This is a genomic window from Anaerostipes stercorihominis, from assembly GCF_057535655.1.
The window spans coordinates 52,193-73,663 of the sequence record NZ_BAAJCL010000006.1 but is presented as its reverse complement, the minus strand read 5'-3'; the positions used below and the strand labels follow the sequence as shown (position 1 = coordinate 73,663).

Below are 21,471 nucleotides of genomic sequence, written 5' to 3'. Positions count from 1 at the left end.
TAGAAATGAGGCGAACAAATGCGTGATTTCGGGGAAATATTAGCAGAAAATAGAAAAAAGAAAGGATATTCTCAATCAGACCTGGTAAAATTGCTTTCTCAGGAGGGTATTCAGGTCACTACAAAAGCAATCTCCAAATGGGAGACTAGTGCACGTGAACCAGCTTTACATGTTTTCCTGACACTTTGCCAGTTACTTGATATTGAAGATATATATGAATCCTTCTTTGGAGAAAATCCATATAACATTATGAATGGATTGAATGAAGAGGGCAGAAATAAATTGATTGAATTTGCAGATATTTTGAAAGCTTCTAAAAAGTTCTCTCCTCTGTCTGCAAAAATTATCCCGTTCCATCATCCTGTAGATATTACCTGGGAATCGGTTTCTGCTGGTACCGGAAATTATCTTGAGGATTCTGTAAAGGAAACTTATGATGTAGGGCATCTTGCTCCTGATCAGACAGACTTTGGTGTACGAATCTCCGGTGACAGTATGGAGCCACTTTATCATACTGGCGATGTTGCATGGATTCAGAAAAAAGACTCCCTTGCCAATGGTGAAGTTGGAATCTTTTATCTCAATGGCAATACTTACATTAAGGAATTACATGATGAGCCAGACGGTGTTTATCTGATCTCTTTAAATAAAAAATACCGTCCTATTCAGGTTCTGGAATCTGACTCTTTTAAGATTTTTGGAAAAGTAATTGGGAAATGCAAAGGTGAAGAAATTCCAGGATTTCATTAGATTTCAACAGCAGATTCATGATTCTGCTGATAACAATAAGTAAAGGAAGTGATTGAATGGCGATCAATAATACCCTGAAAGACATTCGTGAAGAGCGAAATCTCATTCAAGCAGATCTGGCAGAAGCTGTCGGTTCCTGCAGCCAGACCATAGGCCGCATCGAACGTGGGGAACGCAATCCCTCCCTTGAGATTGCAATCCGATTGGCACATTACCTGAAAGTGCCAGTAGAAGATATTTTTCAAGTTGAAGACTGAAGCACAGCAGCCAGAAAACCGAGGCGCAAAAAAAGCCCCGGTTTCCTTTTGCTCAAAAATCAATGTAATCCTTTTACGAAGTCTACTGCATTCTTCATATCTTCTTCATTCGGATGTCCTTTTGCGATACCACCAACCAGTTTAAACGGTCCGAATGTGTCATAGCCTTTACAGCCAAATTTTCCAATTACGCTGGCATGTTTTTTCTTCAAAGTCTGTTCTATGGATTTATAATTCTCACTTCCGCCATAAGTGCAGATCAGAAATACTTTTTTATCTTCCGGCAAATTTCTCTCTGCAAATTTCAGAATCGACTGATGAAATTTTGAATAATAGATTCCTGACGCAAATCCAATCATATCATAGTCACTCAAGTCTGCCTTCTGCTGTTTTACTGTATCAATTAAATCTACCTGACACTCTTCTGCTATCCTCTTTACTAATTTTTCTGTATTTCCATGATGTACTGATGCATATACGATTGCTTTTCTCATTTTTCTTCCTTTCTGCCTGCTCCGTCAATCAGGTCATAGCTCATATCCAAAAAGTCCAGTGTCTTAGCTTCACTGACTGAACCATCCAGTAAAATCGTAATCCAATGTTGCTTATTCATATGGTATCCTGGTAAAAATCCATAAGTCTGAATAATCATGTTGGTCATTTCCGTATCACACTTTACGTCCATGATATCAACTGTATCATTTCCATCTAATCCAAGTTTCGATTTTTCAACAGTCATGAGCACCGCATACCATTTTCCATTTTTGTGGCGAAGAACTGCACTGTCCGGCAGTTTACTCCATAGATATTCTGGAACTGTACCGTACTGCTTCTTCACATAATCAAATATTTCTTCCTTTTTCAAAATCTGTTCAACTCCTGCTTCTTCTGATGTCCTGTCCATAATCATATCACATTTTCGTATAGCATACTACCTGCCAAATTCTTTTGCATTTCTCTTTATCTCCTGACTTTAACTAATAGAGGGGTAAAACAGCAAGGACAGGAAGTGAGGATACACTTCCGGAAAATCCCAATTTAGGGTACCCTGCCCTAAATTGAAAATGCTGAAAGCAACGGTAATACTGCCCTCGCAGAAAGGAGGAACTGCTAATGGCTGAAAGAAAAAGAAACAAAGAAATTCATTTTTATGTCACCGAAGAAGAACGAAAGCTAATCCGCAGGAAGATGATAGAATCAAAAACCAAGAACATGGGAGCTTATCTGCGTAAGATGGCAATCGACGGCTACATCGTCAACACAGATACAACTCCTCTGAAGAAACAGTATGAGGAAATGCACAAGATTGGTGTGAATATTAATCAGATTGCAAAGAAAGTAAATACCACCGGAGATCTATATCCGGAAGAAATGCAAGAATTGAAAGAGATGGTGAAAGAATTATGGCGTATCTTAAGATCTTCCCAATTAAAGTAACAGACAAGAAAGCTCTGGACTATATTACAAATCCAGATAAGACAGATGAAAAACTGTTAGTTTCCAGTTTTGGCTGCTCCCCGGAAACTGCAGATCTTGAATTTTCTATGACTAGAGAAATGGCAAAAAAGAATGGAATGGACAAAGGTGATAACCTGGCATTTCATCTGATCCAGTCATTTAAACCTGGAGAAGTTGATGCCGAAACTGCCCATCGCTTAGGACAGCAATTTGCAGACGAAGTACTGAAAAGAAAATATGAATACGTGATCAGCACCCATGTTGACAAAAATCATATACACAATCACATCATCTTCAATGCCGCAAGCTTTGTTGACCATCACAAGTATGTTTCCAATAAGCGAAGCTACCACAAACTCTGCAGAATCAGTAATTGTATCTGCTATGAAAATGGACTCGCCACCAGTATGCCAACCGGAGAAAAAGGTAAAAGCTATAAAGAGAATATGGAATATCATCGTGGCACCAGTTGGAAAGCCAAACTGCGTGTTGCAGTTGATAAGGCAATCTGGACTTCCATCAACTATGAGGAATTTCTACAAAAGATGCAGTTAGCAGGATATGAAGTTCGACAGGGAAAACATCTGTCCTTCCGTGCACCGGAACAGAAAAACTTCACTTATATGAAATCTCTCGGAAGCTATTATTCGGAAGAAAATGTCCGTATCCGTCTGGCTAAAAATCGTAGCAAAGCGAAAGCTCCAAAGCATCTGTCCAGAGAAGCCCGCCTGTATATCAATATCTCCACGTATGTTACGACCGGCAATCGAGAAGGATTTGAACGATGGGCAAAACTCAATAACCTGAAAGAAGCGGCTCGTACTTTCAACTATCTTTCTGAAAATAACCTGCTGAATTATGAAGATTTCCAACAGCATATTTCTGATGTTGATGCTTCTGTTAAAGCGGCTGATCTGAGAATAGCACAAATCACCAGTGATCTGAGCACGCAGAAAGTCATTCAGAAACACTGTGATTCTTACCGGCTCTGTCGTAAAGTGATAGAAGATTGCAAATCTGCAAAAAATCCAAAAGAATACCGTTCCAAGCATCTGGCAGAATACCAGCTCCACGATTCACTAAAAAAAGAGCTTCAGGATCTCGGTGTTACCAAAATCCCAAGCTCTAATAAAATCCAGAAGCAGATTGAAAATCTTGAATCTGAACAGGCTGCTACCCTCCGGGAAAAACAGGAATTACAGAAAAAGCAGAAAACCCTGGAAATCATTCAGCAGAATTTCACTGCGCTACTCGATGCTCCAGAAATCAGTTCAGACTTACTTCCGGCAAAAAGGGAACCTGTTTCTGTCACGGAAAATGTAACAGAGAGTTGCTGGAAGCAAAACTGTGCTATATGAGGCAAGATAAAAACGGATAATTGCGGAAGAACCTCGCCACACCGGACTGGCGGCTCCTCCCGCACAAGAATATTCAGAAAGTAAGAGATCACAGGTGCCACAGGAAGTTCTTCCGCAAACTTCTGTACAATTCGGATTTTTGATTGATTTTGATCTGTCGTACAGGATAACTGCATAGTTCAAGATGATGCCATTACTGGATAACATGACAGAAACGACCTGATGCACATAATCCTGACAGCCCTTTAAATGAGACTGATGGAAATACGCCGCTTCAATAGGATGCAATGGCTGTGACGAGGGCTTTGTATGCGAAGCGATTGTATCATCCACAATACAGAAAATGGGCTTACCAGAGAGCAGTGCCTCCCGGTAAATAGTCTGTATCACGCTGCGTTTCAAAACATCTTGGAGTTCAGAATCATTCCATTTTCCATGATTCAGGAAATAAGCGGTTGTAGTTCTGTGCTGACAGCTGACTTCAGCGAAATCAATGGTTTTTCCTCGATAACCACGCAAGAAAATCGAGACCATGATAGTCATTAAATGGTTGAGGTACACATCGGATAAGAATAATCCGAGTTTTAAAGATTTAAAGTAATTGTAAATATGATTAGAATGATGTATACAATGTATACTGTTTGCAACAGGCACCCCCTTGTTGTATGTGTAAGATTGTTTTGTCGTTATTACAATTATACATCATTCAATAGAGGGTGTCTTTATTTTGTGCAATATTTGAGATTTACTCATTCATAGTTTTTAATTCAGTTTTTCATAAATCGCTTGACACCATCGATTATACTTCATTCCTGTAACTCAGAGCACTACCTCTATCCTATAGTTAAATTTCCAATAATAGTATTTCTGGTAACAGGGATATTTCTTGCTTAAGCATTGCATAATAGATTCCTGTTGCGCCAATCATAATACCTGGGTTATATCTTTCACAATCTTTTATAAAATCATCTTCATTAGATTTCATAATATAATTTAACATGAACTTTGACAATTCAATAGCTTCATAACATCCCATTTTTTCCCCATAATGTCTTAATATACTGATTGTACCAAAATTCCCATGACATAAACAGTTTCCTTGCAATATCTGAAGCTTCATCACCTTTTGCGCAGCTCTTATAACATCATTTAAAATAAGGCTCTCTAATACAGTTCCTTTCATTAATTCTAGCAATTTAAGTCGCGACATTAAAATGCCTGAAGCTCCATGACACCATGCCATACTATCGATGTTATTATCAAAATCTCCTCTTCGAAGATCCTTCCAGTTATTAGTGACCGGATTATACAACGAATTTTCATATTCTAAAATATCCTTTATAATCTCTATATACTGTTTTTCTTTTGTCCTACTATATAAATAAGCAAAAGCTAAAGAGAATCCACTGTTCCCATGAGAAAGTCCTGCCAGATAATTCGGGCTAATATCACTTTTCCAACCAATACCCTTATCCAAATAACTACTTTTTTTTAATAAATAGTTTCCCATCTCCTTTGCAAGAGACAAATATTTACTTTTATTTGTCAAATCATATAAATTAATTATTGTTAGAATCGCTCCCGCATTTCCGAAAATCAAATCATATTTATTATCCTTTTTAAAATATTTTTCCAACACTTCTACTTGTTTTTCACAATAAAATAAATACTTATCATCTTTATAAAGATGATAACATAATTCATATAGATATAATATTGATGCTTCACCATAATAGGCACCTATACATACTTTCTCTTGTTTGCAATCTGCTAGCATTTGATTTGTATATCTAAAATAACTTTCATCAAGTATATCACATATATGGTTAAATTCTTTCATACCTTCTTTTTTTAATACATGAAAGTAAAATGCTATTCCCGCCTTCCCGTCATAAAAGTACCTATTAAGTGGAGCCAAATGCCAATCACTTCTATCATTATCTTGTACCTTAATCCCTATCCAATTAACATCTGTTTTATCATTGTTATATATTGCTGAGTTAATTAAAAAATCGCCATATTTCTTTGCTAATGTAATTACTTTTTCTTTTTTAAATCCAACCTCTGATTTATATACTGCAGATACGTTAAGTTTATGTTTTAGTTCTGAATATTTTGTCATACTCAGTGATATTCGTATAAAAATACATTGTCTTTCTATATCTTTCCTATTCAAAAATTGAATATGTTTTATGATTTGTTCCATGATACTATGCTGAAAAAATCCCTCAATTTTGTCATTTCTTGAATCGTATATATCTAAACTATTCATATTGCAATAAAAATATGGTATATCTCCTTGTAGTAGATCTTTCACTTCTGACTCTAATACATCTTCATTACATTTCTTCTTCATATCGTATAATCCATAAAGAAATATCTGTCGATCTATCACATTTTTCGTCAACTCAGGATGAAAAGATGAAGATAACATCATAGAATATTGCTGAGTATTTTGCATAACAACTCTAATTTTTGTACTTGAGAGTCTTTTAAATATCTTAAGAATATCATTTGTATTTTTGAGAAATACTAAATATGCCTCTCTAAACATCTCAATTATTAATTCTCGAAATTCATATGGAGCCATAAGCTCTCCATCCAAAAATAATAAGTTATTTCTTATATTGCTAATAGCTTTAACATATTTTATTTTCATATCTATACGAAATGCATTATCAATAGCAGGCACTTTAATTGGCAAAACTTGACCTAAACTCCTGTTCAATGCACTAACATCAACCCCACTTTCATTTTCCTGTGACCATATGTAAAAAGGTAATAATCCTGAATGTAAAACAGATTGATGAATCATAACATCTATTTTATCTTCTAGCTCTATGAATTTATTATTTTCATACGGTGAAATAATCGTCTCCATATCAACAATTACTGGATACTCACCATGGACAATAAGATTTTCTGCATGTATATCTGAAGAATTTAAAAGATAGCATACAAAAATATGGATTCCCATCCTTCTATAATAACGTCTCACCTCAGCCAAATTCTTGCAGGGTACATAATCTACATATTCTGTCCATCCATAATTTGCATGTTCAATACATTTATAAGTGTACATCCGTATTCCGCATTTTCTTCCTATTTTTTTTGTAATTTGTTGATATACAACTTCATTCTTAACTGAATGTGGTTTGTAAATTATTGTATAATCATTATCTAGCTGTATTTTAAAAACACTTTTCCCGCCACAATGTAAATCTGAAAAATTACTTTCCAATTTTACGATCTTAGAGAATTTATTTTCTTGACAAAGAACATTTTCAATCTGATTTTTATCATTCAAAAGTCTTTTGATAAACGTGTTGAAATTTTCAATCGAAAAAATTATTGTTTCCAGTACCCCCCGAAACACTGCGGGATATTTATTATAAAAAGAAATTCGATAGTTTCTATCTAGCAAACATCTATTACAATAATTTTGATATGCCTCATTTGCAGTACCGGCAAAAGAATGGCTTTTATTCCATAAATTCATTTCAAATATTAATGAGCGTACAGTAACAAGCATTAACCTACTATAAATTGAATCCAAATAGTTTAAGTATACTTCCTTGCAAATATAGATTAAATTATTATTATCCTTCAGAATATTAAAAGTTAATGATAAAAAATCATAAAAAAAGCATCCCAGATTTTTACTTTTATAATTCTCTACAATGCATTTATCCACTTCTATTTCATGTTCCCAATAATATTCCTTGATTTTTTCGTATTTCAAATTTTCACTATCTTTATCTAAATAATTATTTAGACAAGTGAAAACAAATGGCCACTTTTTTTTCACATATTCAACGCTCGAAATGCCAATTATCCTCTGCCAGTACTCTAATAAATCTAAATTCAAATTTATATTATTTTTTTCAAATGTAACTTCATACAAATTTTTATCTTTTCGCATTTGCAACTCCTAAAAAGCGGGAGCAAATGTTTTTCAGCATTGCTCCCACTTTGGCATACTATATCAGCAACAAACAAGAGTAAAAAAGGCACTACATTCAACAGTAAGTGTAATAATTTCATCATCTGAAGCCTTACTCAGTTTCTTCGCTTCACAAACTTCTCCTAGTAAGTCTCCTGATTGTTTAAGAATATCTGTTTTGCTTTCTTTTTGCATAATTATTGTCTCCTTTCTTTTTAGTTTCAAATTTACCATATTTACTATCTTTATAGTCAAATTTGGCTGTGAATTGTAGTTTTTTGACCGCAATTATGTTGAAAGAAGCAAAACCCGCACCTCAAAATAAGTATCTCCTAGATTAAATTTCATATTACCATTATACTTGTTAACACAAAACTCCACACTTTCCAAACCAATACCATGAGCTTTTTTATCTTTTTTTGTTGTTTCAAGTCTCGAACCCTCTAATAGTTTCGGCTTTTCTGCAACATTATTCTTGACCTTTATCACAAGCATATTATTTACAGATTTCATAGTAAATTTAATGTATCTTCTTGCTTCCACATCTTCCATAGATGCTTCTATAGCATTATCCATAAGATTCGATAATATCGTACAAAAATCCATATCTATTACACGTGGCGATGCAATATTAACATCGATCGTCACTTTTATATTATGCATCTCAGCCTCAGCAATTTTACAGTTTAATACGATATCAACAATTTCAATGCCAGACCATACTGTATTTTCAATCTTACGAATAGGTTGTGCAATACTATCAATGTAGTCTAGTGCTTTTTGATAATCTGAACTTCTTATATAGTTTGAGATAATAGCAATATGATTTTTAAAATCATGCATCACATGTCCATTATCCTTATACAATTTTCGTATATTTGCATAACTTTTTTCCAGCACTTCATTTCTCACGTTAATAATAGCGTTTTTTTCCTCATAGTCTCTATATTTAATATACATATAAAACAATAACAGAAACATTAATAAAATAGCTAAAAAGAAAAGCCAATTTGAGGCCAATACTTCTGTTAGATTGCGAACTGCAAACCTCTGAAAATAAAATAGAGCGCTATATCCAATAAGGCATAATGTAAGCCAGAATCCCCAATATTTTAAAAACACTTCATACTTAATGTTTTTATCTCTCAAGAATAAATAAAAAACAATTAAGCATAATTTCATCGCACAGATATACAGAATTCGTTCCAATCCTTGTTGGCTGATTAAAATTCCCCCAACTTTATCATTAGCTGTTAATACACTTATTATAAAAATTGAAAACAAATCGAAAATCATAATTCCTAGATAGTATACTCCTACCACTGTTACGCTTTGAAAGAACTTTGCTTTAAATAAAAGCATGGAAGAGATCCCCATAACCACAATTACAAAAATCAACAAAAAATTTGAGAAAAGACTAATCTGATTATTTAAAAAAATACAAATTGTTATAAGTAATGAATATAACAATTCCATAATTTTTTTTCTTTTAGTATTTAATCTGTCTTTGAAAAAAAGATTAACAAATCTATAGCAAATTAACGTTTCTACAAAGGAAATCAAAAATTCTATTACATTGTATAAAACAATCATGTATTTTCTCCCCAGTATTCTGCTATCTTTTCTTTTACCATATGTATCTGTGGTCTGCTAACCTTTAGCACTATACCATTATCCATAAATACTTTTTCATCTTCCATCCGGTCTATATGTGTTATATTGGCAATGAATCCCCTTTCTACAAATACAAATTCCAAAGAATTAAGCTCTTTAAATACTGTAGCCAAACTTTTTCGAACTTTATATTCTCCAGTTGTAGAAACAAATATTGAATATTTTCCAACCTTATATATGTAATAAATATTTGTATAATACAATTTTATATATTTAGTTATTGTTTCAATCAGATAAAAACTCTTTTCTCTCTCATGTAATTCCTTAATAGTTTCTTGCAATGCTTCTTCCAAACCCTTTTTTAATTCATTCTTTGGAATATAACGAAAAGCAATGACTTTAAATGCATCTAATGTATATTTCATATGCGATGTAACAAAAATAATAATTGAATCCCTATTGTATTCGCGAATTCTTTTTGCAATTTGTATTCCGTTTATATCGTTGTCATCCTTCATTTCTATGTCTAATAGAAAAAGATCATAATAAGAATCCTCATCCAATTCATATAAAAGCATTCTATGACTTGTAAATGTATCGATAGAAGCAATAACTTTTTCCTTTTTTAGAAATTCATATGATATTTTTTCTATATCCTGTAAAAACAATGTATCGTCATCAACAATTGCCATTTTCAGTACCATAATTAAACCTCCACCGATCATTCAACAAACATATAATATTTTTTCCTGGAAATATCATAAAAAAAACATTCCTCATTTGTAATTACCAATTCATAAATATCATCATCTTTTTTTTGTGGATTTTGATTACTATGGTAATAGTAATGTCCTTCTCTTTTTTTTGTTACTTTTTCAATAATATCATTCACAACTTCATTTATTGGCAAAGTATGATATTTTGAAGCTGACCATCTAGGTATCATCTTTCTTACCTCTCCTTTAACTAACTTTACTTTAGCTGCACTATAAAATCTCTTTGGAAACACTTCTTCTTTGTCAAATCCTATTTCACTTAATATTCTATCAAATAAATCTGCAAATTCTTCATATACAAATCCCATTTCAAGAAAAGCTTGCATATGCAGCAATGCATTTCTTAAATATCTACTATCTCCAGTATGTTCAAATAGCTCAAGATATTTTCTAAGGCATAACTCAAACGATACTTTAATAGATATCCCACTATATTGAACTGTTCCTAATGCTAATTTTATTGCCTCTACCTCTTCCACAAAATCTTCTGGTTTCTTCATATTACTGTATTCTCCTTTCCTAATATACCAATAATAATCCTATCAGTATATAGCATATTTGTAAAGAACATCGCATTTTACTCAATACAACATTAGTCTAAATACTGATACACTAATCGAAAAGGAGGCAAACCTAATGCAAAGTACGGATTTAGGTGTAAAAATAGGCTCTCGTATAAGAGCTTCTCGAATGTCGATAGGTTTAACGCAGGAACAGCTGGCAGAAAAAGTCGGAGTATCCTGGTCAACAATAAGTAGTTTAGAACGAGGTATGCATATGGTCAGTCTGGAGCGTTTGCTTGATATCTGCGAAGCCCTTAATTCTGGCCTAGAAATTATACTTTGTGATTATATAAATATAGCTGGACTTTACTCAGATAATGATTCCCAAAAAATTTTAGAAATGCTAACATTGCTTACTCCAACGCAAAAGAAATATCTTTTAGAAAACATGCGTTTAATATTAAACCTTTATCCAGACATATAATAGCATATTTTTTTAATTTATCATTTTGTCTGTAATTAAGCTTTATTTGACCCCTGAACATAATACGCAGTCAATTTTTAACAATTTACGGACATATTATTAATTTGTGTTATTTTATGATAGAATGATTTAGATTGGTAGGTAATAATAATGCTAAAATATATCTCTGAAAAAAGCACGAATTTGCTAATACGATATGGATGTATAAAATTGCAACAAAAAGATATATATATTTATGGCTTTAATCTTTTTTACTCAACTTTTATAACTGCTATTACAATACTTATAACAGCTACACTACTTCAGAGTATAGTTTCAGGTTTAATATTCATAAGCTATTTTGCAATTCCAAGATTTATTCTCGGAGGTTATCATGCACCTTCTTATGGAAAATGCTTTTTAATAACTAACACGTTATTCATTTGCGAATTATTTTTACCGCAATTTGTAATAGTACACCCAATATTAAACTCAATAATTTTATTATGTTATACCATTTGTATATTATATCTGTTTTTTATAACTATTCTTCTAATAGATTTCTCTTATAAAAAAACTCTTTTTTTATTGTTGACTGTTGAACTTTCAATGTATATTATATTAAGCCTGTCTCCACTTCCAGAAACATACTCAATAATTGCAATGGAATCAACTATAACTATGGTAATATTAATTTTAATTCCCAAAAGTAGGAAGGAGAAAACGTAATGCGTAATTTACTGAATTATGTAGCAAAATTAATTAATCATGTAGCTATAATCGGAGGAGGTTTACCTTCAGCTGGTTTTAGTTACCAGCCCCCTAAACCAGAGCAATTGACTTCTAGGATTCAACAACACTCCCCTTCTACTCCTAATCCTTCAAAATCAACTAGGAAGAAAGATTCCATTATAAAATAATATTTACCACTCCGTTTCCAATAAAAATATCCTCATTGAAATTATGTGAATCAAAATATTTTTCAATGAGGATATTTTATTGTTGTTTAAAAAACAAAACAAAACATTTCATTATAAACTAAATTCGTAAACGCCAAATAGTAAGTACCTGTCCAAAATCATCCTGTGTGAGATAATAGACTCATCACTATAAAGTCCAAATAGTTCAGTATTCAACTTTTTAGACGTAAGCGCAACAGCAACACAATCCGTCGAATTATTTTGCGCTTACGATTATAGAGAGATTTCTTCAGGAAATGGCTAATGCACGGTATAGGAACACCGTCCTCAAAAGTACAAAACATATCCTGACACTTTACTATATTTTCCTGGATATGCATTCTTTCAGCAGGACCGAAGAAAACCTGTGGTTATGGTTCGAACATGTAAAACCTTTTTTGGGTGCCGGATGGAAACTACTTACCTACGTCATATTTTGATGCACTTACGAATAAAATCTCCAAATCTTCAGGTTTATTTTACATGATTTTGAATATTTATATCCTCTGAAATATTCCCCCTCTAAGTTACTGCAAATTTTTATATTTTAATCATCTACATAGAAGTGGAGAGACATCATTATAGCTTAGTATCATAAACCAAAGTTTTATTAACAGTTGCTTAGGTTAGTTTACAAGGAACTACACGCAGACCACGAAACGGGGGCTGCTGACAACAAATAAAGGCTGAGTATTAAGCACCGGAAAAGTGCGAGATATTCAGCCTGTTTTGTTGTCTGGGGTTTCCAAAGGGGCTTCCCCTTTGGCACACGACTTTGCTTGCAAAGTGTAGTGTGTTATACCTGCTGGCGTGGCTGACGGGGGAAACGGGGTGCGGTGCTTTTTGCGCCCTACTTGCTCCGGCAGGAAAACAGGCTGACTTTTTGTGAATGGGAATGAACAAAAAATGGGGCTGGTTTCAGAGAACGGCGGCAGATATGAAGCCCCGTCCTTCGTCCTACGCCCGACTTGTGGACAAAATGTCCCGAAGTTGTGGCCACACTTCTGGAAAAGTAGCAGGACAGCGGGCAACCGTCAAAGCTGAAATGAACGAGTTTACATCCGGCCTTGACCGCCGCTCGCCGTCCCGCTGAATGGGTGGACAAGGCGGCCAATCCCTCAAAGTGCTTGGCCGCTCTCTTTCTGATTTTGGAGTGTCTCAAAATTGAAATGGGCGGGAAGCCATTTTAGGGCTTTCCCGCCTTGATTGCTCATCAGCAAAGACAGGCGTGCTGTCAACGGCGGCGCATGAAATGCGCCGTTCATCTTGACCGTTGACTGGCTCGGTTGGCTTTGCTATTTTTATTGAATCGCATATTGGTAAATTGCGTTGATATGTACTTGGGTTGTATTTACAATTGGAACATTAACATCTTCGGATTTTATGGCAAGTGGCAACTCAGTACAGCCAAGAATGAGTGCATCTACATTTTCTTTTGCAATATATTTATTTGCCAGTGCAATCATTTTCTCTTTATCGCTTGGAATTACTATACCATTCTCTAAATTGGGGTATATCAGTTTCCCTAATAGAGATATTTCTGCGTTAGATGGGATAACCGCTTTTATCCCGTTTGCTGTTAATGCTTTTTCATAAAGACCGCTACGCAAAGTTGATTCTGTTCCAAAGATAAGTGCTTTTTTGAAACGAAGCCGCTTAAGTTCCTTAATGGTTTCCTCGACAATGCTGATTACAGGTAGCGGGAAATTATTGCATATTCTATCCCACACAATATGTTCTGTATTTGCGGTAATAGCAGCAATCTCTGCACCAGCCGCTTTCAAATTGGAGAGACTGGAAAGTAAATATTCTCCTAAAACTGAATAGTCACTATTTTCGAGCGCCACATCATGTTTAAGCATATTTACACTATCAATCACAATTTCTGGATATATGCTGTTATTTTGTTCATTCAAACTTTTTTGTATAAGTCCCAAATAATACTCTACTGTTGAAGCGGGGCCAATCCCTCCGACAAGTCCTATTTTTTTCATTAAGTTACCTCTAATATTGCATAGATTATTTATTGGTTTGCTCCATCATCTTTTTTGCCAACTGCTGGAATAGTTCGGCAGTTTCGTCGTCCATCGGCGCAAGCTGCCCGATCTGTCCGGTAATCATCGCTGTTATATCATCAACGGAAATTGTGTTTTGTTTCTGCTCCGCCAATGCGTTCCGCATGGTCTGAAACATAGCGGCGGTTACAGCTTCCCCCGGCTGTTCTCTGTTTTCCATGTCTTTCTTAATATCCCGCAGGATGGCAAGGAACACGCTCTTGATTTTCTCAATCTCAGCTTCATGCTCCCCCATCTTCTGTGCGTTCAATAGCTGTAAATCCTGCTTTGCTTCTGTCCTGTGTTCCGGGTGTTCTTTCATCAGGTCGGACAGGGAAGCCGTCGCTATCTCGATAAGCTGGTTTCGTGCCATTATCCCCTTTGCCGCCGTATCTTGAAAATAAATCCGTATCAAATCTATCAGCTTCGGAAAGTTTCTGTGTTCCAGAAGGCGGTTAAGGATTTGCACATCGACTGCGCCCGTCACAAGCCCCCTCACGGCTCCCTCGGATAAGCCCAGTTCAGAAATATCATAGCTTTTACGGACGCTTACAGTGGATAAGCCCAGTATGTAGTCTGTTGATACCTTAAATTCTTTTGCCACACCTATAAGAATATCACTGCTGACCGTTCTCGTTTCGCCGCTGACAATCCGGCTCAACTGGGAAGCGGAAACGCCTATCTTCTCCGCAAGTTCCTTTTGTGTGATGTGGTTTCCGTTACATAAATCGGAAATCCGCTGTCCGGGTGTTCCGGGTAAAGCCATAGACACGCACCTCCTCCGTATATCTCCATTATACAGCAAAATTTCAAAAATACAATTTTCAAAGTGTAAACTTCATCAAAATGCAATTCTCGCAAAATTTCGGGGATTGCATTTTTTTCGTGTAGACTTAGGGTAGTTCATCGATGGACAGCACCTTGAAAACAGAATGACCGTCCGAAAAGGAATATCCGGCGGGGGAAGCACCGCAAGGAGCCGACTTCGGGACAAAATGTCCAGAGGTGGCTTCGGGACAAAATGTCCCGAAGTTATGGGGAGCGTGCCAACGCCGGAACACTCCGCAGGAATGGGGCAGGAGGCCTTTTCGGGGAGAACGGCAACGGAGAACAAATGGAGGGACGCATGATAGAAAATCCATATAAACGACTGCCGCCCATAGAGCGCAGGCAGGACGGTTCCCTTTACCGCATGACACCGGCACAGAGGAAACAGGCAAACGCCCTGATCCGCAGGGAGTGCTGCTGTTATGAGGACGGGAACTGTATGCTCCTTGACGCTGGGGACACCCACACCTGCCCGCAGATGATTTCTTTCTCGGTCTGCTGTAAATGGTTTCGGTGGGCGGTCTTGCCCCTTGCCGGGACGCTGGAAGCGGAAATTTACCGGGGCAGGGATTTGAAACGCTGTGCGGTCTGCGGCGGCGTGTTCGTCCCCAAATCCAACTGGGGGAAATACTGCCCCGACTGCGCCGCCAGAGTTCACAGACGGCAGAAAACAGAAAGTGAACGGAAAAGGAGGTCTGCTGTGGACAGTTAGGGGCTGAAAAGTCCTTGATTTACAAGGCTTTACAAGCACAGAACAGGGGTAGGCAATAGAAACTACCGTCTGCCCCCGGAAACAGGCTTCTAACCGTCCACAAAACACGATATGACAAACACCATTTATATCCATCAGCCGGAAAAGACGGTCAGCTTTACCCGGCTTCCCAATTTCCTTTTTGAAGCCCCCACATTCACGCCACTGTCCAACGAAGCAAAGGTACTGTATGCCTTTATCCTGCGCCGGACAGACCTATCCCGAAAAAACGGCTGGGCAGATGAATACGGGCGGATTTACCTCTACTATCCCATCAACGAGGTAGTGGAGCTGCTCCACTGCGGACGGCAGAAAGCCGTCAACACCCTGCGGGAGTTGCAGTATGCGGAGTTGATTGACATTAGGAAACAGGGCTGTGGAAAACCCAACCGCATTTACCCAAAATCCTACGAAGCGGTTCCAAACACCGACTTCAAGAAATCCGGTTATGGAACGCCGGAGGACTGAAAACCGCACTCATAGAGTACGATAATCAATCCTCTTGAAGTACGAAAACCGGACGGTATATAGTGTTATTCAGCAAATTAAACGCTGCCCTTTCCGTCAGATTAAAACAGGTCTTTTTGAGTGTCTGATCATGGTATGAAGCATATAGTTTTGGGGATTTTCGGCACACTATTTTATGAGTAAAAACCATCATGCAGATTATTTTACATGATGGTTTCTAAAGCTATCCGAGTTCGCAGTCATTGATTGCCTGCATAACGGCATCGGCGGTTATGATATTTAAATTTGAGCTGTTTCCAACCAACAGACTTGCATTGCACAGTTTGTTGATCATACGTGGAGTCCCATTCGCAGCATTGAGGATCGCTTCAAGTGTGTTATCTTCAAATACCGTTTGGGTGCATCCGGCACCATTCAGTTTGGCAGTAACATAAGAATGCCCTTCTGCTTTTGTCATGCCTTCCAGGTTATAATTCATGACAATTCTCTGGCGGAAAGGTTCGTGGATGCTTAGGCGCAGGGTACTGTTGAGCTGTGGCAGGCCACAGAGGAGGACAACCGCCCGGTCTTTGGAATCCATTTCGAAGTTGAACAGCATTTTTAAGTCATTGAGCACAGCGTTTCCGATATAGTTTGCTTCATCTATGATGATGACAAGCGTCTGTCGTTTTTCAAGTACCAGACGGTTGATCTCATCCTGGATGATCTTGAAGTTATCGGTCTTGCGGAATGCAGGCTGGGCTCCAAGTTCCTCGGCCAGATTCCGGTAAAAATCATTTACCGTCAGGGTGGAAAGACTGGAATAAACTACTTTATAAAGGGAAGTGTTCAGTCCACAAGCCCAGTTCCTGACAGCGGTGGTCTTTCCCCTTCCGGCACTTCCGGTCAGGAGTCCGAAGCCTTTTGTGGTAAGCAGGTAGTTCAGACGGAACAGAACCTCCTTGTATTCCTGTGTTTCTACAAGGACTTCCTTTGAATTCTTTAGGAAAGGATTGAATTCCAGTCCGTATCTTGCAGTGTAATCCATGATCATTCATCTCCTTTGCATAAGCGTACTTTTTCTCTTTTTATCAATGCGTTTTCGGTTTTGTTGAGAAGCCGGATCGGTGCCAGTGTCCCGTCAGCTTCCACAATGAAGATTTCTTTCATATCCGGGGAATAGCGCAGGCGGATACGCTGCCGTGCAAAACGATAATCAACTTCGTATTCGACCTGGTCGATGACGATCACACTGTCAGCAGATACCCGGCGTTCGATCTCCAGAAGGAAATTTTGGCGGATGTCTTCCTCAGAAAGCCTGCGGATCTGCTTCTGGTTCCGAGAAGAAACGGTCCTGTGGGGAACATCCACGGAGGGAAGAATGGGGGGATTGGTTGTATTGCTGGACAAAAGCATACAGACTGCCCCTCAGCTCTTCCAGTGAATGGAAATCCCGCATGTCAAGGGCTGCCATCCACTGGTCCTTCATTGTCCGGAACCAGCGTTCGATCTTGGCTTTTCCGGTGGGCGTATAGGGCTGGCAGTAGCTGAGTGTTGTGCCGATTCTTGCGGCAAGGAGTTCCATCTGTCTGTTTTTATAAGATTTACCATTGTCAAAGTTGAAGACTTTTGGGCGCCCATACTTTGCTATGGCTGATCTCATGACCGACATCAGGCTGATAAAGTTATCATGATAGAACACATCAATTCCGGTAATGAACCGGCTGGCATCATCGATCAGGGCAATGATATAGACCCGGTGTTTTTTGCCATCCAGATCTGTAAGGCGGGGACCGACACTGCTGTCCCCGCACCAGACTTCATTGATATGGGGGCGCTCATAGCGGCGCATATCCTTGTTTGGTGTCTGCCGGAGTTCCAATTGAAGCCGGTTCACAAAGCGGCTGACGGTGGATTCGGATACCTGTCCGTTTATTACAGAGCCATCGGATTTCAGCTGCCTGTAAATAGCGGCCGCAGACATGCGCGGATAGTTGGTCTTGAAATACCGGATCCTTTCCTGGAGTTCTTCGTCAAGCTTGCGGCTCATGCCGGCATCTGACCGTCCTTTCGGGACGAGACCTTCAAAACCATGGTTCTGATAGTCCAGATACCATTTTTCAATGGTAGCGGGAGCATAATGATGGAGCTTCCCATCGGGGCCCAGGAGTCCTTTTGCAGAGATTTCTGTGTAAAAAGCGGTCTTGCTAGGATAACGTTCATCAAGACCAGCAATAATAGGTGCGATGGCACCATAGCGCATCAGTGCGATTTCCTGTTGTTTTTCCTGTTTCATAAGTTTCATCTGCCTCCTTTTTCTAAAGTATAAGGGATAAACCAGGATCTGTCGTGTAAGGTTATGTTGGCAGAACAAAAAGTTTATTGGAGACGGATTTAATCTGCATGAACTGTCTGGAAAAGAAGGAAAAGCACGCAGAGATCAGGCTGGAGAGGTCAAGGAGGTGGAGCATCATGGAGAGCAGCCGCTGTTTCCAATGCAGCCGGTAGTTCCGGATTATGGATTTCAGGTTGTTTGTAAGTAGGTAATCATTCGTATATTGACATTTTATAAAAGCCATCTGATACTGCTCCTGGCTGTCTGCCAGATTCTCTATCAGATGGCTTATTATTATTTTTTTAGTTTAGTACGGCAGTATTCCGGAAGATTCTCTGACCATGGAAGCAGTTTCTTTAATTCTTCCTCTTTAGGAAAAGCCCCCATTTTTCTGAGTTCATCCAATATATAAGTCAGATATGCGTATGGTTTCAGATGGTTCAGAAGTGCCGTTTCTGTAATGCTGTAAACAAGGGCACTGGCATCTGCTCCCCGTACACTTTTGGCAAACAGCCAGTTGCGGCGTCCTACTGCAAAGTTTTTCAATGCACGTTCTGCACTGTTGTTGTCTATGCTGAGATGTCCATCTTCCAGATACCGTCTCAGATATACTTCCTGATTAAGCGTATACAAAATGGCATCACCAATAAGGGAAGACCTGTCTACAGAACCTTCCATCGTATGCAGCCATTCAAACATGGCATCCATAACCGGACGGGACTGTTTCTGGCGCTCCTCATATTTTTCTTCCGGTGTTTTGTCATGGAGCATCTCCTCAATCTTATAGAGAATCCCGATCCTTGACATTGCCTGATATGCAACTGTCTCTTTCAGCTGTTCTTTTGTGAAGTCTTTTTTCAATGCTGTGAGGGCTGCATCAAAGCGCCGTCTTGCATGGGTAAGGCATCCGCTTATTATGATACCTTCTCCTAAACTGTGATAAGCCTGATATCCATCACAGGTCAGATACCCATGAAACCTGTTCCCTAAAAAGTTTACAGGATGATATCCCGCACGGGTCCTTTCATAATCGAAGAGTACCATCTGCGGGGAGCCACTGAACTCATCCGTGAGGTATACCCACATCCAGTTCTGGGTCGTACCTTTCTGCTCTGGTTCTCCAAGTACCTGGATACGGCTTTCATCACAATGGATATATCTGCTTTCCAGAAGTTCTTCTTTCATCAGCTGATACAGTGGTTTCAGGTATCTGTCTGCACAGTTTATGATCCAGTTTGCCATAGTCTTTGTGGAAAGATCAAGATCATATCTGGCAAACTCTCTTTCCTGGCGTGCCAGAGGCATCCCATTTACATATTTAGCGTTCATGATACCGGCGACAAGGGAAGGCGTAGCGATACTTCCACGGATCAGGGAAGGTTCTTTTTCCGGACGTTTCATGGCCCCGCATTTCGGACAGCTGTATACATAAGTGATCTCTTCTTCAACCTCAAACTTTGCAGGTACAAAACGCAGGCGTTTTACGGTTTCCTTTGTTACTACGCTGTATTTTTTTCCGCATTCCGGGCAGTAACGGGCTTCCCCTTCCAGTTTATAGGTCCTGGTCTCAACAGTCTCAAAATTGGAAAGATCTTCTTCCTTCTTTCCTTTTCTCTTTTTACGTTTATAAGAGGATGGCCGGATCTCTTAAAACAGCTCTTCTGTTTCCGCATCCACACTGGCTTCTGCCTCATTGAACAGGTTCATCTGTTCATAGCCTTCGGCATACTTTTCGCTGGATGCACCAAACTGTTTCCTCTGTGCAAGGGTAAGACGGTCAGAGAGCATGGCATTTAAGAATTCGAGTTCCTTCTGTTTATCCTTCAGCAGCTGGATCTCCGTATCCTTCTTCTTTGTCTGTTCCTGTACGATCTTCATCAATGAGATCAGATCTTCACGGCTCATGTTATTCAGCTGTTTATCTGTAAAGATCGGTTCCATGTCCTGTCCTCCCGGCTTTTATCATTATCAAAAGTATACCATGATCCCAGCTGTTTTCCTATGGAAAACTGCGTTTCCGGATATAGGAAATATGCAGGAAGATGTCGTATTTTTCATGATTTTTACGGGATTGACAGCTCCGCTGTCGTATGCTTACAGAATGATCTTTGGATGGTGTTCCTCAAATGCACCTCTGGGATTTAAGGATAGTCCGTCACACAGCCAGTGGATCTCTTTCAGAGTCACCTGGCGGAGTTCGTCCGGAGTATCCGGCCAGTGGAAGGCATTATGGTCGAGCCGTTTCATCAGGATCCAGAATCCGGATCCGTCCCATTGGAGGATCTTTATAGAAGTACGCCGACGGTTGCAGAACGCAAACATGCAGCGTGAGTATGGGTCGAGGTGAAATTTTAATTTGATGATGGCAGCCAGACCATTGTAACTTTTTCTCAGATCAGTGACTCCGCAGGCAAGATATACCGTTGTTCCTCCTGCCAGGTCAAGCATGGCACTGCAGGAATCCCAGTATGGATTCCATCAGTTCCGGTCTGCAGGAATCAGATATTTCAATACGGATACTGTCTGAGACAAAAATACGCACCGGTGCAGTTTCTTCAAAGAGAAGCTTTCTGGCAGCTTCCTGTTCAGATGGCAGTCTGGCAAAGACCAGATCCTGTTCAGGTTCAGATGCCGGATCTTCTTTAGCAAGTCTGCGGGTCCAGTATCCCATCGTAGATAAAGGGATATCGTTTTCTGCACACCATTGTTTACACGTTTGTCCACTGGTTTTGTATTGCTGGATACGGTCAGCCCAGAGTTTTGCTTTTTCTTCTTTGTTCATAGTGTATAGAATACCTCCTGAGTTTTAAGGAGATTGTAGCAGAATAAAAAATGAAAAAAAAGATACGGATGATTACTTACTTACGGTTGTTTTCATCCACGAGGTATTGTTCTGCCAGTATGTTTTGGAATCCGGTGTCATGTTCATAAGCCTGGATCAGACGGACGTGCAGAACCAGAGGGATCTGTGAATA

Annotated in this window: 21 protein-coding genes and 2 pseudogenes; 9 read left to right on the top strand and 14 right to left on the bottom strand. The window is 38.5% G+C overall.

Annotated elements, in window-relative coordinates; all coding sequences use genetic code 11:
* Positions 1-18: 18 nt before the first annotated feature.
* Both AC27EF_RS07710 and AC27EF_RS07705 read left to right on the top strand, forming a co-directional pair.
* Positions 19-750: an XRE family transcriptional regulator gene (locus AC27EF_RS07710; RefSeq protein WP_257465345.1), complete on the top strand. Its 732-nt coding sequence runs from the start codon at positions 19-21 to the stop codon at positions 748-750.
* A gap of 56 nt (positions 751-806) precedes the next feature.
* A complete protein-coding gene (locus AC27EF_RS07705) occupies positions 807-1,007 on the top strand; it encodes a helix-turn-helix transcriptional regulator (RefSeq protein ID WP_257465346.1) in 201 nt (66 codons plus the stop codon).
* Positions 1,008-1,066: 59 nt separating this feature from the next.
* Here the strand turns inward: AC27EF_RS07705 and AC27EF_RS07700 are convergent, their stop codons facing one another.
* Both AC27EF_RS07700 and AC27EF_RS07695 read right to left on the bottom strand, forming a co-directional pair.
* Positions 1,067-1,501 (bottom strand): flavodoxin family protein, encoded by a 435-nt coding sequence (locus tag AC27EF_RS07700; protein ID WP_257465347.1) that lies wholly within the window; start codon positions 1,499-1,501, stop codon positions 1,067-1,069.
* Entirely contained in the window at positions 1,498-1,872 is a 375-nt protein-coding gene (locus AC27EF_RS07695) for an MmcQ/YjbR family DNA-binding protein (protein WP_257465360.1), read from the bottom strand. The genes AC27EF_RS07700 and AC27EF_RS07695 overlap by 4 nt, the downstream gene beginning before the upstream one ends.
* 248 nt (positions 1,873-2,120) lie before the next feature.
* Between AC27EF_RS07695 and AC27EF_RS07690 the strand changes: the two genes are divergently transcribed.
* Positions 2,121-2,444, top strand: a complete 324-nt coding sequence (locus AC27EF_RS07690) for a MobC family plasmid mobilization relaxosome protein (protein ID WP_257465348.1) — start codon at positions 2,121-2,123, stop codon at positions 2,442-2,444.
* On the top strand, positions 2,411-3,823 hold the full coding sequence (locus AC27EF_RS07685; RefSeq protein WP_257465349.1) for a relaxase/mobilization nuclease domain-containing protein: 1,413 nt from the start codon (positions 2,411-2,413) through the stop codon (positions 3,821-3,823). Before AC27EF_RS07690 ends, AC27EF_RS07685 begins: the two co-directional genes overlap by 34 nt.
* 844 nt (positions 3,824-4,667) lie before the next feature.
* On the opposite strand, the gene AC27EF_RS07680 is transcribed toward AC27EF_RS07685, so the two are convergent.
* The 5 genes from AC27EF_RS07680 to AC27EF_RS07660 all read right to left on the bottom strand — a co-directional run bounded on the left by AC27EF_RS07680 (position 4,668) and on the right by AC27EF_RS07660 (position 10,656).
* The gene (locus AC27EF_RS07680) at positions 4,668-7,745 is read right to left on the bottom strand and encodes a type 2 lanthipeptide synthetase LanM family protein (protein WP_257465350.1); all 3,078 of its coding nucleotides are present in this window, start codon (positions 7,743-7,745) and stop codon (positions 4,668-4,670) included.
* Between the two features lie 63 nt (positions 7,746-7,808).
* Complete coding sequence (locus AC27EF_RS07675; protein WP_257465351.1) at positions 7,809-7,961, bottom strand: hypothetical protein; 153 nt, start codon at positions 7,959-7,961, stop codon at positions 7,809-7,811.
* 93 nt (positions 7,962-8,054) lie between these two features.
* Positions 8,055-9,359 (bottom strand): sensor histidine kinase, encoded by a 1,305-nt coding sequence (locus tag AC27EF_RS07670; protein WP_390428660.1) that lies wholly within the window; start codon positions 9,357-9,359, stop codon positions 8,055-8,057.
* Positions 9,356-10,084 (bottom strand): LytR/AlgR family response regulator transcription factor, encoded by a 729-nt coding sequence (locus AC27EF_RS07665; protein WP_257465354.1) that lies wholly within the window; start codon positions 10,082-10,084, stop codon positions 9,356-9,358. The genes AC27EF_RS07670 and AC27EF_RS07665 overlap by 4 nt, the downstream gene beginning before the upstream one ends.
* 17 nt (positions 10,085-10,101) lie before the next feature.
* Positions 10,102-10,656 (bottom strand): hypothetical protein, encoded by a 555-nt coding sequence (locus AC27EF_RS07660; RefSeq protein ID WP_257465356.1) that lies wholly within the window; start codon positions 10,654-10,656, stop codon positions 10,102-10,104.
* A 136-nt stretch (positions 10,657-10,792) separates the two neighbouring features.
* Between AC27EF_RS07660 and AC27EF_RS07655 the strand changes: the two genes are divergently transcribed.
* The 3 genes from AC27EF_RS07655 (at position 10,793) to AC27EF_RS07645 (ending at position 12,042) form a co-directional block, all read left to right on the top strand.
* Complete coding sequence (locus AC27EF_RS07655) at positions 10,793-11,143, top strand: helix-turn-helix domain-containing protein (protein WP_257465357.1); 351 nt, start codon at positions 10,793-10,795, stop codon at positions 11,141-11,143.
* A 150-nt stretch (positions 11,144-11,293) separates the two neighbouring features.
* Positions 11,294-11,851: an accessory gene regulator B family protein gene (locus AC27EF_RS07650; RefSeq protein WP_354184320.1), complete on the top strand. Its 558-nt coding sequence runs from the start codon at positions 11,294-11,296 to the stop codon at positions 11,849-11,851.
* Positions 11,851-12,042, top strand: a complete 192-nt coding sequence (locus AC27EF_RS07645) for a hypothetical protein (protein ID WP_257465358.1) — start codon at positions 11,851-11,853, stop codon at positions 12,040-12,042. The genes AC27EF_RS07650 and AC27EF_RS07645 overlap by 1 nt, the downstream gene beginning before the upstream one ends.
* A gap of 1,340 nt (positions 12,043-13,382) precedes the next feature.
* Here AC27EF_RS07645 and AC27EF_RS07640 read toward each other — a convergent pair.
* Together AC27EF_RS07640 and AC27EF_RS07635 are read right to left on the bottom strand one after the other, a co-directional pair.
* The gene (locus tag AC27EF_RS07640; RefSeq protein ID WP_257465777.1) at positions 13,383-14,075 is read right to left on the bottom strand and encodes an aspartate/glutamate racemase family protein; all 693 of its coding nucleotides are present in this window, start codon (positions 14,073-14,075) and stop codon (positions 13,383-13,385) included.
* Between the two features lie 25 nt (positions 14,076-14,100).
* Positions 14,101-14,901, bottom strand: coding sequence for a helix-turn-helix domain-containing protein (locus tag AC27EF_RS07635; RefSeq protein ID WP_257465778.1), 801 nt, complete (start codon positions 14,899-14,901; stop codon positions 14,101-14,103).
* Positions 14,902-15,261: 360 nt separating this feature from the next.
* Between AC27EF_RS07635 and AC27EF_RS07630 the strand changes: the two genes are divergently transcribed.
* Positions 15,262-15,675 (top strand): cysteine-rich VLP domain-containing protein, encoded by a 414-nt coding sequence (locus tag AC27EF_RS07630; protein ID WP_306814162.1) that lies wholly within the window; start codon positions 15,262-15,264, stop codon positions 15,673-15,675.
* Between the two features lie 111 nt (positions 15,676-15,786).
* The gene (locus AC27EF_RS07625; RefSeq protein ID WP_257465780.1) at positions 15,787-16,182 is read left to right on the top strand and encodes a replication initiator protein A; all 396 of its coding nucleotides are present in this window, start codon (positions 15,787-15,789) and stop codon (positions 16,180-16,182) included.
* Between the two features lie 223 nt (positions 16,183-16,405).
* Here AC27EF_RS07625 and AC27EF_RS07620 read toward each other — a convergent pair whose 3' ends face one another.
* The 5 genes and pseudogenes from AC27EF_RS07620 to tnpA all read right to left on the bottom strand — a co-directional run bounded on the left by AC27EF_RS07620 (position 16,406) and on the right by tnpA (position 21,278).
* Positions 16,406-17,209 (bottom strand): ExeA family protein, encoded by an 804-nt coding sequence (locus tag AC27EF_RS07620; RefSeq protein WP_390428669.1) that lies wholly within the window; start codon positions 17,207-17,209, stop codon positions 16,406-16,408.
* Positions 17,210-17,211: 2 nt separating this feature from the next.
* Positions 17,212-18,466: pseudogene (locus tag AC27EF_RS07615) on the bottom strand (DDE-type integrase/transposase/recombinase).
* 324 nt (positions 18,467-18,790) lie between these two features.
* Positions 18,791-20,437: pseudogene (gene tnpC / locus AC27EF_RS07610) on the bottom strand (IS66 family transposase).
* Positions 20,438-20,590: 153 nt separating this feature from the next.
* Positions 20,591-20,944, bottom strand: coding sequence for an IS66 family insertion sequence element accessory protein TnpB (gene tnpB / locus AC27EF_RS07605; protein ID WP_287576678.1), 354 nt, complete (start codon positions 20,942-20,944; stop codon positions 20,591-20,593).
* On the bottom strand, positions 20,937-21,278 hold the full coding sequence (gene tnpA / locus AC27EF_RS07600) for an IS66 family insertion sequence element accessory protein TnpA (RefSeq protein ID WP_487110043.1): 342 nt from the start codon (positions 21,276-21,278) through the stop codon (positions 20,937-20,939). The genes tnpB and tnpA overlap by 8 nt, the downstream gene beginning before the upstream one ends.
* Positions 21,279-21,471: the final 193 nt, after the last annotated feature.

Excerpts from the sequence above, each read along its gene's own strand:
- AC27EF_RS07710 (WP_257465345.1), top strand. The coding sequence starts at position 19 with ATGCGTGATTTCGGGGAAATATTAGCAGAAAATAGAAAAAAGAAAGGA.
- AC27EF_RS07705 (WP_257465346.1), top strand. The coding sequence starts at position 807 with ATGGCGATCAATAATACCCTGAAAGACATTCGTGAAGAGCGAAATCTC.
- AC27EF_RS07700 (WP_257465347.1), bottom strand. The coding sequence starts at position 1,501 with ATGAGAAAAGCAATCGTATATGCATCAGTACATCATGGAAATACAGAA.
- AC27EF_RS07690 (WP_257465348.1), top strand. The coding sequence starts at position 2,121 with ATGGCTGAAAGAAAAAGAAACAAAGAAATTCATTTTTATGTCACCGAA.
- AC27EF_RS07685 (WP_257465349.1), top strand. The coding sequence starts at position 2,411 with ATGGCGTATCTTAAGATCTTCCCAATTAAAGTAACAGACAAGAAAGCT.
- AC27EF_RS07680 (WP_257465350.1), bottom strand. The coding sequence starts at position 7,745 with ATGCGAAAAGATAAAAATTTGTATGAAGTTACATTTGAAAAAAATAAT.
- AC27EF_RS07675 (WP_257465351.1), bottom strand. The coding sequence starts at position 7,961 with ATGCAAAAAGAAAGCAAAACAGATATTCTTAAACAATCAGGAGACTTA.
- AC27EF_RS07670 (WP_390428660.1), bottom strand. The coding sequence starts at position 9,359 with ATGATTGTTTTATACAATGTAATAGAATTTTTGATTTCCTTTGTAGAA.
- AC27EF_RS07665 (WP_257465354.1), bottom strand. The coding sequence starts at position 10,084 with ATGGTACTGAAAATGGCAATTGTTGATGACGATACATTGTTTTTACAG.
- AC27EF_RS07660 (WP_257465356.1), bottom strand. The coding sequence starts at position 10,656 with ATGAAGAAACCAGAAGATTTTGTGGAAGAGGTAGAGGCAATAAAATTA.
- AC27EF_RS07655 (WP_257465357.1), top strand. The coding sequence starts at position 10,793 with ATGCAAAGTACGGATTTAGGTGTAAAAATAGGCTCTCGTATAAGAGCT.
- AC27EF_RS07650 (WP_354184320.1), top strand. The coding sequence starts at position 11,294 with ATGCTAAAATATATCTCTGAAAAAAGCACGAATTTGCTAATACGATAT.
- AC27EF_RS07645 (WP_257465358.1), top strand. The coding sequence starts at position 11,851 with ATGCGTAATTTACTGAATTATGTAGCAAAATTAATTAATCATGTAGCT.
- AC27EF_RS07640 (WP_257465777.1), bottom strand. The coding sequence starts at position 14,075 with ATGAAAAAAATAGGACTTGTCGGAGGGATTGGCCCCGCTTCAACAGTA.
- AC27EF_RS07635 (WP_257465778.1), bottom strand. The coding sequence starts at position 14,901 with ATGGCTTTACCCGGAACACCCGGACAGCGGATTTCCGATTTATGTAAC.
- AC27EF_RS07630 (WP_306814162.1), top strand. The coding sequence starts at position 15,262 with ATGATAGAAAATCCATATAAACGACTGCCGCCCATAGAGCGCAGGCAG.
- AC27EF_RS07625 (WP_257465780.1), top strand. The coding sequence starts at position 15,787 with ATGACAAACACCATTTATATCCATCAGCCGGAAAAGACGGTCAGCTTT.
- AC27EF_RS07620 (WP_390428669.1), bottom strand. The coding sequence starts at position 17,209 with ATGGATTACACTGCAAGATACGGACTGGAATTCAATCCTTTCCTAAAG.
- tnpB (WP_287576678.1), bottom strand. The coding sequence starts at position 20,944 with ATGCTTGACCTGGCAGGAGGAACAACGGTATATCTTGCCTGCGGAGTC.
- tnpA (WP_487110043.1), bottom strand. The coding sequence starts at position 21,278 with ATGAACAAAGAAGAAAAAGCAAAACTCTGGGCTGACCGTATCCAGCAA.